General features: G+C 45.1%; 14 protein-coding genes. 7 read left to right on the forward strand and 7 right to left on the reverse strand.

Annotated elements, in window-relative coordinates; translation table 11 throughout:
- The first annotated feature begins 180 nt into the window (after window positions 1-180).
- From ACTTK7_RS16105 to ACTTK7_RS16120, 4 genes are all read left to right on the forward strand, one after another.
- On the forward strand, window positions 181-1,353 hold the full coding sequence (locus ACTTK7_RS16105; RefSeq protein WP_462869114.1) for an iron-containing alcohol dehydrogenase: 1,173 nt from the start codon (window positions 181-183) through the stop codon (window positions 1,351-1,353).
- Window positions 1,354-1,501: 148 nt separating this feature from the next.
- Window positions 1,502-1,909 (forward strand): hypothetical protein, encoded by a 408-nt coding sequence (locus ACTTK7_RS16110; RefSeq protein ID WP_462869115.1) that lies wholly within the window; start codon window positions 1,502-1,504, stop codon window positions 1,907-1,909.
- Window positions 1,910-2,168: 259 nt separating this feature from the next.
- Window positions 2,169-2,636, forward strand: a complete 468-nt coding sequence (locus ACTTK7_RS16115) for a hypothetical protein (protein WP_462869116.1) — start codon at window positions 2,169-2,171, stop codon at window positions 2,634-2,636.
- 2 nt (window positions 2,637-2,638) lie between these two features.
- A complete protein-coding gene (locus ACTTK7_RS16120) occupies window positions 2,639-2,971 on the forward strand; it encodes a helix-turn-helix transcriptional regulator (RefSeq protein WP_462869117.1) in 333 nt (110 codons plus the stop codon).
- 343 nt (window positions 2,972-3,314) lie between these two features.
- Here the strand turns inward: ACTTK7_RS16120 and ACTTK7_RS16125 are convergent, their stop codons facing one another.
- Complete coding sequence (locus ACTTK7_RS16125) at window positions 3,315-3,545, reverse strand: hypothetical protein (protein WP_462869118.1); 231 nt, start codon at window positions 3,543-3,545, stop codon at window positions 3,315-3,317.
- Window positions 3,546-3,755: 210 nt separating this feature from the next.
- Here ACTTK7_RS16125 and ACTTK7_RS16130 point away from each other — a divergent pair, with 210 nt between their 5' ends.
- Window positions 3,756-4,985, forward strand: a complete 1,230-nt coding sequence (locus ACTTK7_RS16130; protein ID WP_462869120.1) for a mechanosensitive ion channel — start codon at window positions 3,756-3,758, stop codon at window positions 4,983-4,985.
- 61 nt (window positions 4,986-5,046) lie between these two features.
- Here the strand turns inward: ACTTK7_RS16130 and ACTTK7_RS16135 are convergent, their stop codons facing one another.
- A complete protein-coding gene (locus ACTTK7_RS16135) occupies window positions 5,047-5,364 on the reverse strand; it encodes a hypothetical protein (RefSeq protein ID WP_462869121.1) in 318 nt (105 codons plus the stop codon).
- Window positions 5,365-5,778: 414 nt separating this feature from the next.
- Window positions 5,779-7,365 (reverse strand): L-lactate permease, encoded by a 1,587-nt coding sequence (locus ACTTK7_RS16140; protein WP_462869122.1) that lies wholly within the window; start codon window positions 7,363-7,365, stop codon window positions 5,779-5,781.
- A 362-nt stretch (window positions 7,366-7,727) separates the two neighbouring features.
- Here ACTTK7_RS16140 and ACTTK7_RS16145 point away from each other — a divergent pair, with 362 nt between their 5' ends.
- Window positions 7,728-8,453: a FadR/GntR family transcriptional regulator gene (locus ACTTK7_RS16145; RefSeq protein ID WP_079474060.1), complete on the forward strand. Its 726-nt coding sequence runs from the start codon at window positions 7,728-7,730 to the stop codon at window positions 8,451-8,453.
- A 170-nt stretch (window positions 8,454-8,623) separates the two neighbouring features.
- Window positions 8,624-10,138, forward strand: coding sequence for a malate dehydrogenase (quinone) (mqo, locus tag ACTTK7_RS16150; protein WP_462869127.1), 1,515 nt, complete (start codon window positions 8,624-8,626; stop codon window positions 10,136-10,138).
- A gap of 291 nt (window positions 10,139-10,429) precedes the next feature.
- On the opposite strand, the gene ACTTK7_RS16155 is transcribed toward mqo, so the two are convergent.
- The 4 genes from ACTTK7_RS16155 to ACTTK7_RS16170 form a co-directional block, all read right to left on the reverse strand.
- Window positions 10,430-11,488 (reverse strand): zinc-dependent alcohol dehydrogenase, encoded by a 1,059-nt coding sequence (locus ACTTK7_RS16155; RefSeq protein ID WP_462869123.1) that lies wholly within the window; start codon window positions 11,486-11,488, stop codon window positions 10,430-10,432.
- A 137-nt stretch (window positions 11,489-11,625) separates the two neighbouring features.
- On the reverse strand, window positions 11,626-12,435 hold the full coding sequence (locus ACTTK7_RS16160; protein WP_462869124.1) for an SDR family oxidoreductase: 810 nt from the start codon (window positions 12,433-12,435) through the stop codon (window positions 11,626-11,628).
- Between the two features lie 99 nt (window positions 12,436-12,534).
- Window positions 12,535-14,442 (reverse strand): TRAP transporter permease, encoded by a 1,908-nt coding sequence (locus ACTTK7_RS16165; RefSeq protein ID WP_462869125.1) that lies wholly within the window; start codon window positions 14,440-14,442, stop codon window positions 12,535-12,537.
- 27 nt (window positions 14,443-14,469) lie between these two features.
- On the reverse strand, window positions 14,470-15,666 hold the full coding sequence (locus tag ACTTK7_RS16170) for a TAXI family TRAP transporter solute-binding subunit (RefSeq protein ID WP_462869126.1): 1,197 nt from the start codon (window positions 15,664-15,666) through the stop codon (window positions 14,470-14,472).
- Window positions 15,667-15,969 lie beyond the last annotated feature (303 nt).

The raw sequence follows: 15,969 nt of genomic DNA on the forward strand, positions 1-15,969 counted from the left end.
TCTCAGCCTGCGGATTCGCCTGGAAACCGGAAACCATCGACGACAACTCGTCAAGTCCATATTTTGGTGAAGAGCCTTAAAAGAGGGAACACTGCTCAAGTGTTGCCGTTCAAACGAACAGGGCAACTTGTCATCAGGAAACAATCAATCAACGAAGCCAACTGAAGGAGGTTATTATTTATGAGTCGTTTTACGATTCCACGCGATATTTATTTTGAAGAGAACGCACTGGAAGTACTGGAATCCTTTGAAGGGAAGAAAGCCGCACTGGTCATCGGCGGCGGTTCCGTAAAACAAAACGGAAATCTTACAAAGATCCAGGAACACCTGGCAGCTGCGAATATAGAAACAGAAGTACTTGAAGGCTACGATACAGAACCGACATTCGAAGCGGTGAAAAAAGGTGCAAAAGACCTTGATAAGTTCCAGCCGGACTGGATTATCGGTATCGGCGGCGGTTCCGCAATGGACTCCGCTAAAGCGATCTGGCTTTTCCACGAATATCCGGATCTCTCTTTTGAAGATGCTGTCAAACCGTTCGAACTGCCACGTCTTCGCCAGAAAGCGAAATTCGCCGGCATTCCGACGACAAGCGGAAGTGGTTCCGAAGTATCCAACCTGTCTGTCGTCGCCGATGAAACGACGAACGTGAAATATCCGCTGGCGGACTTTGAACTGACACCGGATGTCGCTATCATCGACCCTGTCATGGTTGAGGAACTTCCTAAGCACATCGCCGCTTATACAGGCATGGATGCCTTCACCCATACGATTGAAGCGTACGTAGCGAAACCACGCACGCTGTATACAGACATCCTTTCCCTCGGGGGAGCTGAAGTGATCAAAGATAACCTGCTCGCTTCCTACAAAGGGGATCAGGAAGCTGCAAAACAGATGCATACCATTCAGGCGATGGCAGGAATGGCTTTTGCGAACGCCGTACTCGGTAACGTGCACAGCCTGGCCCACAAGAGTGGCCCGACATTCGGCATTCCGCACGGCTATGCCAACGCAATCTATCTTCCTTACGTCATCCAGTTCAACCGTGAAGTGGTGGAAGATCGTTTCGCCGAAGTTGCCCGTCGTCTTAACCTGAAAGGGAACAACGATGCTGAATTGACAGATGCTCTTGTAGAGTACATCTATCAGCTCAATAAAGACCTCGGTCTTGCAACGACGCTTCAGGACTTCGGCGTATCCGAAGAAGACTTCAACAAGCATCTGGACACGATGGCCGAGAACGCTCTCGAAGATCCGTGCACAGGCACTAACCCGCGCGAAACATCTTTCGAACAGATGAAAGAACTATTCAAAGCTTCTTACTATGGTAAAGAAGCTCTGGTAAAAGCATAAGCTTCAGCAAGTTTTTATAACAGAGTTCCAGGGAAAGCCTCCCGGGGACTCTGTTATTTTGATACGGAGGCTGTTATGAGCGACGTGCAACGTTTAGTTTCAGACAGAAACAGGTACAGATCAGATTATTACTTCAGGAGGGATAACGATGGAATTGAAAGATTACGGCTCGGCCCCATTCGTAACGAACATTGAAGAAGCCACTAAAGAGAACACGAACTATCGTACAGCTTTATGGACCGGAAAAAATCTTCAGGTCACTTTGATGAGCAATGAGATCATAAGTGCTTTAGAATCAGGCGTAGACATTATTAAAGTTTTTCCTGGAAGCGAAATTTCTTCAACGTTTCTTCAAACAATAAACTCGCCTATTCCACAAGCGAAACTAATGCCTTCTGGAGGAGTTAACACGGGTAATATTACTGATTGGTTGCAACGTGGCGCAGTAGCTGTGAGTATAGGTAATAGCATTGCTTTCGACACCGAAGAAGAAGTACAATCAGCTTCTTCTTCTCTAGTTCATTCCTTAATTGCACACAATACTACTTCGCTATAAATGCTTTAAATTCTGAATATAATCAAACCTCAATTAACATAATCGCGACTATCAGCAGTCTTTTGTTTATAAATTGCAGTCCACAAGAATTAGAATCTTTCCTTAGGTACTTTTTCCCTCCCTATTTGTCTCGTTTGGGATCTTTGTTACGTTTTTAGGATGGGAAGCATAGATGAGCTCATATAGAAGGTGGTCAAAACCCGTTATATCGTTTAGAATATAAAATGTTTGAATATTTATATCATAGGTGGTATAGTGAATGAACAAAATCCAATACTTACAGGATGAGAACGATACGCCGGTCCTCGACATGATCACGCGAATTGCTCACCAGGGGATGGCGGGCGATCATGATGCGCAAATGCTAGCCAAGTATATTGCCCAGGGACTGAATGTGTTAGAGAGCATCGACATCCCCGCCAATAAACGGTATTTGTGGGTGACCCAGAACGAACAAAACAACCCGATATCCTTTAACATTTTGAAGGATCTTACGTCGGCTCCACCGCTGCTCGAATTCCGTATCAACCGAAGCGAGCCAGGCGCGTTTCGAGCCAGCTTTTTTGAATACGGCTATCAGGGAGAGCATTATCTCGTTTTTACACAGGCATTGATCAAAACCGGAGATCCCAATCCTCCGGAGCTTCAAGCGAAAATTCAACGAAGCCTGGAGCAGTATCGGGAGATCGTCCAGCATCCGGACCATTATCTTGAAGGGAGTGGATAGTGATGAGCCAACACCAAACGAACCAGCATGAAGAACTGATGGCTTTACTGCATCAGGTTCCGGGCGTGACCGAACACTTGGAAAGTTTCACGGTCCTGATGGGGAAAAAGATTCTGCAGCGCCGGATAGCCCTCGGTCTTACGCAGACAGAACTTGCGCAACTGGTGTCCAAACAAGTGTCAGCGATGACCCAGGCGACAATATCGAAGGTCGAAGCTGGGCACGAAGGCATTAAAGGGGAAACGTATAACAAATTGTTTCATGCGCTGGGCGAACTGGAAGATGTGACGCCTGTCTATAAGGAAACTCCAGATGACGGGTTGCTTTTGCGTTAAGGGAACCACGTCCTTCCTTATCACGGGAGATATAACACGATCAAAAAACCAAGAGCTGGCTGCCATCAACGTCTAGCTCTTGGTTTTATATATGAACGAAAAAGCTTGCTGGTTTCTGCCAGGAAGTTTTTTTTGCTTGCGATCGATGAAAATGAATCAAAAAGCGTACTTTTTGATAGGGTGGTAATATACTCTATTATTTGCCCTGCTATTGTAAAAGCTATTTGTTATTATTTATAATTATGGTATCTGAAATTTTCTAATCAAAGAACACTAATCGACTTTGTTTTCTATCCAAACCTACTAAACCAAATTCTACTTGCTATAATGCTCTCCTCTATAATCACTGACGATCTTCCCATTTTGAAAAAACACCTCCCTCCTTTCTATGGACGCGTCGTGGGCGTACGTATACCACTCCTTGACTCACTCGCTTGATTTCCTCAAACGTTATTCTTCCGGAAACAAAAAGATTATAAAAAGCCCTTAAATCTCCCGGCATCGATGGTTCCCACTCGTCTGGATTCCTTTCAAATAATTGAAGCAACTGTTGCTCGCGCTCTGTATTTCTCATCATCAATCCTCTTTCTACCTATGGTTATTGTTAAATGGTCTTTCAAATTCTTTGGCTTTCTCCCTATCTCATGACAGGTCTTTTTTATCGACATACACTTAAGAGCGCAAATAAAGTTTAATGAATGATTGATCCGTTAATATATAGTTATATACTGGTAACCACTACCAGTATATAACTAGTTTGATTCATTTTAAGGAGGAATGTTGTATGAACGCATGGCAGGATTCATTGTCCAGTTTCTTGAACCAGATCGCCAATGCCGTCCCAGGTATTATCGCCGCCCTTTTATTACTTATTGTGGCCTGGGTGGTCGCCAAACTCGTCAGTGCCATCGTACGTAAACTTGTCCAAAAATCAGGATTGGAGCGAAAACTTTCCTCAACAAGTGACGAACGAGCCTCAAAAAAGGAAGGTCCAGCCGCTTCCATCGGTAAAGCTGTCTATTATCTAGTATTTATCTTGTTTTTACCGGGTATTCTAGATGCGCTTGGCATGGCTTCCGTTTCCGAGCCTATTTCCAACATGATGGATAAACTTCTTGGCTTCCTTCCCAACATCTTGGCAGCCACCATTATCATTGTGGTCGGCTATTTCGTTGCCCGGTTTGTTCGCGACCTCGTCGCAGGCTTATTGGACAGCCTTCGCATTGATCAACGTTTCCGGCGCATGATGAAACAGTCGGAAGATGCGGAGGACGGGGTCTCTCTGTCCAAGTTGCTGGCAAATATTTTGTTCGTGCTCATCTTACTGCCCATTATTACGACCGGTATGGATGCTCTGCAAATTGAAGCGGTTTCCGCTCCGGTATCGAACATGCTGAACATGATTCTCGCGGCAATTCCTACCATTGCCGTTGCCATCATTCTGCTTGCGATCGGGTATTTGATTGCCAAAGTCGTCGTGGATTTGTTGTACAGCTTGTTAAAAAATGCAGGCGTAAATTCGCTATACCAAAAATATGTTGGCACTGCATCTTCAACAGCCAGTCAGGTGGATGCTGCCAATGTCATTAGTCAAACGGTTCGGGTCCTTATCCTGTTGTTCTTCGTGATCGAGGCTTTTAACACTCTGCAATTCGAGGTGCTCAACCAAATTGGAAACACCATTCTTGGGTATCTGCCGCTCGTTTTCAGCGCCCTGATCATTTTAGCGCTTGCTGTCGTCGGTGGCCATTTTGCTGCGTCGCTTATCCAGCGTACCACCAATAGTACTGGCTCTGGGCTCATTGCCAAGTATGTGATTTGGGTCGTCGCCGGTTTCATGATCTTTGATCAGCTGCAGTTCGCTTCCATGATCGTGAACATGGCCTTCCTGCTGATTTTGGGCGGATTAGCCGTGGCTTTTGCCATTTCTTTCGGGGTTGGTGGCCGCGGCTTTGCCCAACGGCAACTCGAAAAATTGGAACTGAAAATGAAAAAAGATCAATCTGGAGAATAATGGTGAAACCACTAGCGACGGCTTTCAAGAAGCCGTCGCTGGTTTTTTCATTCGTCGTTTTCTACATGGTTTTGTCCCTTGTATTTTTGTGAATTAACACTCGTGAAGATACTCCTGTAACGCCTGTTGGAGCGTCCCCATCGTTAAAGATCCAGGCTGTGCGACGCAAAGCGTGTACCCATTCGAGCTGGAACGAAAGATCTATGGTAACTACAGCCCCCGCCTTTCCTTCTTGGTGGGCAAAAGCACGCAAGCGTTCTCGCTCTCCTTCACACGTATAGGCAAGAACCTGCTGAGCACTGTAAAGAAGATCAATCTGGGCCTTTTGCAAGATGAGACGGATATCCGAGCGAATCTCTACCGCCTCCGCCAGGAGCATTTGTTCAAACAGCTATTTGTTTGCGTCAAAAAATGACTGCAGCGTCATCGAAGCATCAAATGTAAACAACATTCATCCCCCCTACTCGATGTAACGTTTAACGATTTTCTCCCGTAATTGACCATTGGATGATAGGAAATAAGGATCCGAATCTGTAGGAGATTGTTTATATGTTCCGCACGCCTTTGTTCCCGGCGAACGCCATGGATCCTGATTTGTTCCTTAGAAAGTAAAAAACCACAGTTCTCCCCTAAAGAAATTCTGTGTTGGGACATCGGCTAGCCGTGCTTTTATGTTTTTAAGAATGATCCGGAACCACCTCCGAAGCATGATTTTCTTTATTTTAAGATGTATTAGGAGATAATGAATGGGTTGAAGTTGGACACTAATACCAACTTCAACCCATTGGTCGTTTTATAAAATGTTCATCAAAATGAATCCACCAATACCCACCAGGATCCCGTACAGGAGTGCCGGTCCCAAGGTTTTTCGGATAACGTTTCCTTCCTCTCCCTGCATTCCTACAACAGCACTTGCAGCAACTACGTTATGCACACAAATCATATTTCCCGCGCCGGCTCCCAACAGTTGAGCAGCAAGCACCACGTGGACATTCGCGCCCGTGGCCTCTGCGATATTGTACTGAATTGGGGAGAAGGTAAGCGTGGAAACGGTGGCGCTTCCGGTAATAAAAGACCCCAATTCCCCGAGGAACGGGGCGGCAAAGATCCACATTGGGCCGAAGGCGGCTGCCATCCCCTGCGCAATGTACTCCGGCATGCTCATCAAATCGCTCGCATTCATCCCGGAATTACTAAACACATGAACCATGGCAAGCGTGGCCACAAGAGTCACAGCGGTAATTTTAATCGTAGCCAACGACTGCGTGGCTGCCCGCCCAAAGTGGCCCAGCCGTTTTCGTTGAACGACGACGGCCAAGATAGCCGCGACCGTGAGGACGGTGCCGGGAGAATAAAGCAGTTCCCATTCCGACGTGACCCCTTCCACCCCCAAAATATTCGTCCAGGTTAAATCAATGGCGGTCTGGGTGAATTTCTGAAACCAAGGAACAATACGGGTGAGAAGCAATAAGAGAACAACAATGATATACGGAAGCCACGCCCGGATTAATCCCATCTCGGATCGTTCGTGACTTATCTTGAAATCCTCCTGCATAGCATCGGTCCATGTGGACGTTGGGAGCAACCATCCTTTTTTAGCAGTCACCGCGGCCACCACCAGTCCCGTTAACGAACCAAGAATCGCTACAAACTCCGGGCCAAACAAATAGGCATATACTAATGCGGATCCGTTATACGTGATCCCAATAAGCAGGGTCCAGGGAAGCATCACCATAGCGTCCTTGATACCCTTTCCTTTACCAAAGAACAACGTCAGAACGAGCATTAGGATAAAAGGAATGAACATGCCCGCGAATAAATCAATGAGGGTGACCGTAAAACCGACATCCTGATAAAAGGCAGCATCCGCTTCGGGCAAAGTGCTTAAGCCGACCAACACGGGCGTTCCTACCGCTCCGAAGGCGACGGCAGTACTGTCAGCAATGAGCGCTGTCGCCACCGCCGCCAAGGGCTTAAAACCTAGCGCGAGCATTAACGGCGCCGTCACCATCGCCGGGGTACCAAACCCTGCCGCCCCTTCAATTAACGATCCGAACAAAAAGGCGACAAAGATCAATTGGACCCTCATATCCTGAGAAATACTCTGGAACCCCTGATTAATGCGATTCACTGCCCCCGTGTTCCTGAGGGTATTCAAAAGAACCAGAGCTCCAAACAAAATGAATAAAATGGTCAAGGTTTTATGTACACCCTGGAGGATCGACGAAGCAATCACTTGGCTTTCCATTCCCCACACGGTTATCGCTAATAGAATGACAACAACGGCACTGATAGACATCCCTTTAATTGCCGGCATTCGCAGCAGGACCAACAACAGAAATGGTACAATCACAGCGCTTAAGGCCACGATCATTAACATTTGATTTCCTCCTCTTTGATATCATGATGCTTTCGCTCTTACCGCTCATCAAGGATAGGGGTAATATGGTCATCAGATGACCATATTCCATATAGTAATCGCTTACATTCATATTTGCAATATGTTTTGTGACCAAAAGATGCTTTTTCTAGTTCTTTGTTCAAAAACAGCTTGATAATTGAAAGCGGTTTCTACTGATGATACAATGAATTCATGCTCCTCATCTGATGACCATATCTATAGAAAATAAAATAGTTATCGTTTTTATGCTTTGCCTAAAGCAGGGCTGCGAGACCAACGCTGACGCACAAACGATCAAGAACGTAGAGCGATCCCAGCATCCACGAGAGGAGAAGCCATTAATGCCTATCGAACGTATTGAAACGAAAAAAATCGCTGAAGTGGTTCGAGAAAAAATTGAAGACATGATCAGACGTGGAGAAGTACAACCCGGGGACAAACTGGATTCCGTCATTGCGCTTTCGGAACAGTTCGATGTAAGCCATTCCGCCGTTCGGGAAGCGTTAAGTGCATTACGAGCCGTCGGCATTATCACGATTCGTCAGGGAGAAGGCACCTTTGTGAACCAATACGATGCTTCCACCATCACAGAAATGATGAACAGCCCTACCCTTCTTTCGACGCAAACCATGAAAGAACTGTTTGAAGTCCGTCATGTGCTGGAGAAAGGAGCTGCCGAACTGGCTGCACTTCGACGGACAGACGGTCACCTGGAACAGATGCGGGACGCGCTGGAACAAATGACGCAGGCGTCCAACGGTTCGGGGGGTCTCGGCGAACAGGGCGATGTTCGTTTCCATCTAGCCATTGCCGAAGCCTCCGGAAATTACCTTCTCCAACAAATGATGAGTCGGCTTTCCGATACCTTGCAAAAAACCATGTATGAAACCAGAAAAGTATGGTTGTTTTTCGAACAACGATCCTCTCAAAACCTGATTGACGAACATCAACAAATCTTTCATGCCATCGAAAACCACCAGAACGAATTGGCTACTGAGGCCATGAGCAGACACCTCATCAATGTGGAGCATGTGCTGTCTCAAGGGATGAAACATCGAAACGTGTAGACGATCTACCATGCGTTTCTGCCTTCATTGCCATGGTTCAGCGGAAAGCCAATCACAATCATTAAAAGAGGGATTAGGTCTGCCAATCCTTCGCAAGATAAACATCTGCAAAATCAGCGTCACAGACGCATGACAGGTTTATTTTCTGTATAAACTCAACTTGTTGCATCATCCAAAGGAGGAAAACGATGCGTAATCATGACACAACGACCGACATCATTCTGATCGGCGCCGGCATCGTGAGCGCGACGCTCGCCACGCTTCTGAAAAAGCTGGAGCCGGAGTGGCGCATTACCATTTTCGAAAAGCTCGATTCTGCCGGACAGGAGAGCTCGAATGAATGGAACAACGCCGGCACCGGGCACGCGGCACTTTGTGAGCTGAACTACACCCCCGAGCAGCCGGACGGCTCTCTTAAAACCGGCCGGGCGGTCGAAATTAATGAACAGTTTCAGATTTCACGACAGCTCTGGGCGCATCTCGTGGACCAGGGCGACCTTCAAAACCCGGAGGAGTTTATCCGCCCCCTTCCCCACATCAGCTTTGTGTACGGGCAGGATCACGTAAACTTTCTGAAGAAACGGTTCGAGGCCCTCGACGGCCATCCCCAGTTTCAGGGGATGGAGTTTTCCGACGACCCCGAGCAAATCAGGCAGTGGATTCCGTTAATGATGGAGGGACGTGACTCCGACGAGCCGATCGCGGCCACGAAGGTCGACCACGGCACCGATATCAATTTCGGGGAACTCACCCGCCAGATGCTTGCCAGCCTGGAGAAGCAAAGTAACGTCGAGATCCGCTACAATCATTCCGTCGACGATATTGCCCAGCGACCGGACGGCACGTGGGAGGTGAAGGTCCGAAACCACCAGCAGGAAACGCTCGAGGAACATACGGCTTCCTTCGCCTTTATCGGCGCCGGCGGCGGGGCCCTGCCGCTGCTGCAGAAAACAGGCATTCCTGAAAGCAAGCATATCGGCGGATTTCCGATCAGCGGCGAATTCCTTGTCTGTGATAATCCCGAGGTTGTTCAAAAGCATCATTCCAAGGTGTACGGCAAAGAACCGGAGGGCACGCCGCCGATGACGGTGCCGCATCTGGACCGGCGTCATATCGAAGGCAGGGATACGCTTCTGTACGGCCCGTTCGCCGGATTTACGCCCAAGTTTTTGAAGCAGGGATCGCCGATGGACCTGTTTGGTTCGGTCAAGCCGACAAACGTGCTGACGATGCTTGCAGCCGGCGCAAAGAATACCCCGCTGCTCAAGTACCTTGCCCAGCAGCTGAGCATGACCAAGGAACACCGGATGGAGGAGCTGCGAAACTTTGTGCCGGATGCGTCCAGTGAGGACTGGGAGCTTCTCGTCGCCGGCCAGCGCGTGCAGCTGATTGAGGATACCGAGGAAGGCGGCCGGGGCGCCCTGCAGTTTGGCACCAAGCTGATTCATGCCGAGGACCGCACAATGGCAGCGCTTCTCGGGGAATCACCGGGGGCTTCCGTGTCCGTGTCGATTATGCTTGAAGTGCTGAACAAATGCTTCCCCGACCACCTCGAGGCGTGGGAGCCAAAGCTGAAGGAAATCATTCCGTCCTACGGCGAATCCCTTGAGGACAATCCCGAGCTGCTTGATATGGTGCACGATGCCACCTCGCGCACCCTTAAGTTAACGGCGCTTAAAGCATAAAAAAACCATTAATAGAATGACGACAGGAAGGAAGCACCAATGTGCCAAACGGCGCCTGATGCTTCCTTAACATAATCGCGATTATCAGTAGTATTTAAAAAAGAGCAAAGATTCTCAACCGAGAAGTCTTCACTCTTTTAGACATTAGCATTCAATCAGTTATTTTTAAGTTTTATCTCACCTATCCATATTTGGGTTCCCCTAAGGACACGAAATCAATATTTAGCCACAATCTCGCTTTTGACATTTCTCCTACTGTAAAATCAATAATATAACTTAATACATTATTAATTATAAGTCATCATTTATTTTTAATATGACCTTTCCTTCTGCCCTATTTAAAGCGGCATCAAAAGCGTTTTTAACATCACTGATTTTGTATTCTTCGGCTATCAATTCTTCAAAAGGAAATACATCGTCTGCAGCGTATTCAAGTATCTGTGTGAGTACCTCCGTAGTGATCCCATAGCTTCCTTTAATTTGTATCTCTCCACGAACCATTTGATCCATTTCCAAAGAAAACACACTTGTAGATATACCAACTAAGACAAGTTGGCCACCCTTTTTCAATACGTTAACTACACTCTCTGGCACGGAGTAATGGCCGGAACAATCAAAAGCTACGTCGTAGCCATAGTTATTATCTAATAGATCATCAACAATATTATCTGAAGTAATAAGGGTGTGATGCACTCCCATTTTTTTCGCTTTGTTTAGTCTTTTTTCATCGCCAGGAACACCCACCATGACGATGTTCTCTGCCTGCAAGCCAACTAAAATACTTGCAATACCTAAACCGATGGGACCGGGGCCGAATATAACTATCTTTTGTCCAGTGACCTCATTTACTTTTTGTACCGCTGTAAGGCCGACGGCTATTGCCTCAGCTACAGCTGCAACATTATCGGAGACCTTCTCAGGAATGGGAAGGATATTTTCTTCCGGAACAGCCATATACTCTGCCATCCCTCCATCTCTGCGAAAACCATATTGTAATGATTGCGGGGCCCCTTTTCTTTTACTAAAAGTGTTATTATCACATCGGTTTTCTTCGTTGCGCTTGCAATATGCACACTTTCCACACGGCACGTAGGGATTCACGACAACACGTTTTCCTTCTAAAGATTTGTTATTTGCTTGACGTACTACCCCTGTAATCTCATGACCCAAAATAAGAGGATAAGTAATCCAATCATACCCTTTATGGCCTGCGTACATGTGCAAATCGCTACCACATATTCCAACACGGCTCACTTGCACCAGCACTTCTCCACTTTTTAATTCTGGCATTGGTACTTCCGTTATCCATAACTCATAAGGATCCTTCTTATGTTTAACAACTGCATCCATCTATGTACACTCTCCTTGTTATTTTATATTTTAGCTCTCGAGCACTACTAGAAGTTTTGCAGAGATAGCTCAGACACAGCTATTAAGGACAGGACCTAGCCCCAAATGGAAGGACAGCATTTTTTGGTTTCACTTGTTTAATCATTTTTATACTTTCCTTTATTTAGCCATCCTCCCCCGTCGATGACATGATTCGCCCCAGTGACATAGCTTGCATAATCACTAACTAAATAAGATGCTAAGTTTGCCACTTCCTGGCGAGTCGATAATCGGTTCACAGGGATATTTTTCAGTATTTTTCTTTTCTGAGCTGGATCTTCCCACAGCTGACTGGCTGCTCCTGTCTCCTCTGTTGAACCAGGAGTAATCATATTCACTCGAATATTATATTCCGCCCATTCGACAGCTAACGTTTTCGTCAATGCTAATACAGCTGCTTTGGCGGCTGCAGAATGGGCAGTTAAGGGCCCTCCTGTCCAAGCATAAGTTGCCCCTACATTCAAAATAGTCCCTGAAGTGTTTTGAGCTCTCATTTGTTTTGCCACATACTGGCTGCAATACCAGGTGCCATTTAAAACAGTGTTAATGACAGCATTCCAAGCATTAATTGACATCTCAATAGCTTCCACTAGAAAATTTCCGGCCGCATTATTAACTAAAATATCTATTTGCCCAAATTCCGAGACGGCCATAGAAACCATTTCCTCTACCTGGGCAGGGTCTCTGACATCTACTTGCGCTGATTTTGCATTCGTTCCATACTCTTGTATTTCTTTAACCGCCTGATCCAGGTTTTCTTGGTTACGGCTCGCTATAACAATGTTGGCTCCCAGGCGTGCGAATTCTACAGCCATAGCTTTCCCCAGACCTGTGGCCCCTCCTGTAACAATCGCAACTTTTCCCTCCAACGCTTTTTCTGGTAACATCGGCTGCTTATATGGTTCCATTCGTCGTGAAACCTCCCCGTGATGAAAATAAATATTCGATAGGAAGGTACTAGCGACGAAAATGTATTTTTCTGCTAATACCTTTCAAATCAAACAAATTTAGTCTTTTTTGCTTAATACTGCTTTTTCCTTTTTCAGAAAATCCTTTTTTAGCCAAGACACAAGATAGAAGATGATAATCAATGAAATAATACCAATGTTTATCATAGGATTAGGCATTATCATTCCTAGACCACCAATAGCGAATAGAACACTAGCAATAAAAGGTATTTTCCCAAACCCATGAAGGTATTTTTGGAGAGCGGCCGAAATAAGAAAGACACCGATCGCAGCTGTACCAATGCTGATGAGCGAGTCCATAATCGTCCCACTCCATAATAGCGCTGGGTTATAAACAATGAAAAAGGGAATAAAAAGCATGACTATCCCTAATTTTGTTGATATAAGCGATGTTTTTAAGGGATCCGATTTAGCTATACTCGCTGTTGCAAAGGTAGCCAAGGCCACAGGTGGAGTGATATAAGAAGCTGTTGCCCAATAGAGAACGAAAAGATGGGCCGCAATTGGCTCCACTCCAACCGTTTCTAAAGCAGGGGCCAATATAATCGCCAAAAAGATATAACTCGCCGAAACGGTCATGCCCATGCCAAGAATAAAACTCGTAATCGCCCCTGCAAGGAGTAATAACAATAAATTATCGCCTGCCATCTGGACAAGTTCTCTAGAGAACGAGAAAGAGACGCCTGTAGCTGAGAAAGCTCCAACAATCAAACCTATACCTGCAATCAAAGAAATGATTTCTCCAAGTACTTTACCAAGGTCAACAACCATATTAGTTAGCTTTTTTAAGTTAAATCGCGTCGATTTCTTCAACGATGCAAGTAAGAGAATTAAAGCACTAGCATAGTATGGAGCTTGGCCTTCCGACTGGATGAAAACAAGAACCAAAATTAATACAGCCATGCTTACTAAATAAATCCATCCATCCTTTAACGTTTTAAATGTAGAAGGTAAATCTTTTTTCGCCGTACCCTGCAGTTTGTGCTTTGCGGCATAACTATCAACCTGGAGAAATACAGCCAAGAAAAATAACACTGCAGGAATCACCGCAGCTACTACAATATCTAAATAAGCAACCCCAATGAACGAAGTCATAATAAACACAGCAGAGCCCATAATTGGAGGGGTAATTGTTCCTCCAGTTGAAGATGTCGCTTCAACTGCCGCAGCATATTTACTCTCATAACCGGAATTTTTCATCGCAGGAATGGTCATTTGACCAGTTGTTACGGCATTGGAAATGGCGCTTCCGCTTAACATTCCAAAAAAAGCACTCCCTACTATAGATACCTTTGCTTCGCCACCTCGAGAATGTCCAAATAACGACCGGGCAAGTTTAAAGAAAAATGCCCCCCCTCCCGTATGGGTGAGAATAACCCCAAACACTAAGAAACCGATAACCAGCGTTCCTATCGTACTTAATGGAACCCCTAGGATACTATTTGTGCTCATAATATGATTATTAGCAAGAGTGGCAAAATCAAAACTAGCGCCTTGTAAGAAATATACGGGGATGATGTTAGCAATTAGCGGATAGAGCGATATTAACCCACAGATGATGAATAATATCTTCCCTCCCGTCCGGCGTAACATTTCTAGCACAAGCCCCCATAATATAATGGCTGCGATGGTCGGGACTACTGGAGCAGCCCAGTCCCAACCTTCCAAGATAATGCGCTCACTATTGAAACCCAGGTACATGGTTATAATAAAAGTGAGCCCAGCCCCAATTACATCATAATAACGAATGGAAACATCTTTTTTTCGAGCCGGCAGAGCCAGAAAGGCAATGGACATAAACATTGCAAGCAAGTAATACAAATATTCATTTGCCAATGGCACGAATCCGAATAAACGCAAATAAAACACTTGATTGACTGCTAAGAAAATCCCTATTAACGTGGCAACGATGACAATAACTTTCCAGAAACCATGAATTCGATTCATTTCTGTTTCCTCCTCTCCTACTTATATTTATGAATTTTCCTCTGGTACTAGTTCTTCTTTGCGTTTTATCCAGTGTTCCTCGTGTTCTTCATTGGATAAATTCATTTCTTTTGCTTCTTTTTCAACTACCTTCCAAGCTTCCTGAAGATCTTGTTGACGTTCAATCAGAGCATCATTTTCTTTTTGTTGTTGTTCACTCCACATGTCATTTTCTTTGAAATATCGCACTGTTCCTTTGTGAAAAGGGATTCCAACTTCTGCTGGACTTATTTTTATTTCATTAGGATGGTAAGTCCACATATTTGAAGTAGCATTTTTATAGTTCTCGTATTGCTCAACCATAGCTTTTGTAAAAGCATACATATCTTCTTCATCTGTATCCGCATAACTTGCAATCAAATATCCATGACCCATAATTTCGTTCGTTTCCGTCATTCCTGCTCCCTCATCTATCTTCCTAGGGGCATACCAAGAAGCTATATCTTGAACGTTATCCCATGCTTCTTCATTTTCTGCTGGCATTTGGAGCCAACGAATCCCTTCGAGACTATCAGCCTCGTACATCCCTCCCGATAAAGGATTAATAGAAGCAACGTCTAACTCTCCTTGAATGAGAGCATTTCCTTGGCCGCCGTAATCATTTGTATCCACCAAGTCGACATCCTCTGGGGTTAGTCCCCCATAGGCCAGCATTATTTCTGTTTTTAAATTAATGGATGAATTTCCACTAATCATAGGCACCCGCTTTCCTTCTAAATCTTCAATGGACTCTATGTTCGAATCTTCACGTACAGCAAGACCAAATGGAGAAACCGGCGCCCAGATCGCTCTCATATCCTGAGGCCCCCAGCCGAGATCGAAAAATTCTTTATCTGCTTCAAAAGCAAATTTAGCTTCATCTCCTAATTTTCCAATATCAGCTTTGTCCAAGTACAAAGGCATCATTCTCCCCACTCCACTTGATGATGGAAGCATTCTGATCTGTGTGCCATATTCTTCAGTCATTTCGTTTGCTATGGCAGAGGCTTCTGCATATCCTGCTGCATTAATACCATAGACGCTCCAAACTATATCTTCTGGCATTTGTACTTCTTCTTTTTCTCCATTATTTTCATTTCCACCGTCAACGGTTAAATTTTCTGAAGAAGCTCTAGGGTTCGAACAACCTGTAAATATCATTCCAGCGATAAGGAGAACAATTAAACTTTTGCAGTGCTTAATCATGTACATAACCCCTTCTATACTCATAGATGCGCAATTGTTAACGCTTACAAATTCTTCGTAATAAATTCTAAAAACTTATTCTGACTATCATTTACACCATAAGGCTATCGAACATGTAAAAAATAAAGAATATTAAAAACGGGCTTAAGACCAAAACATGTTCTTAATAATAAAAATGAAAAAAGCAGCCTCTTAGTATATTAGAATGACACGAGTGGCAGAAACTCGAGAGCATAAAATAGTTTGTGTAAACGATCGATCACCAAAAAAGGAAGTCCTTTTCTAGTAGAATGAAGTTACCGA

The sequence above is a fragment of the Marinococcus tarijensis genome, assembly GCF_054971385.1.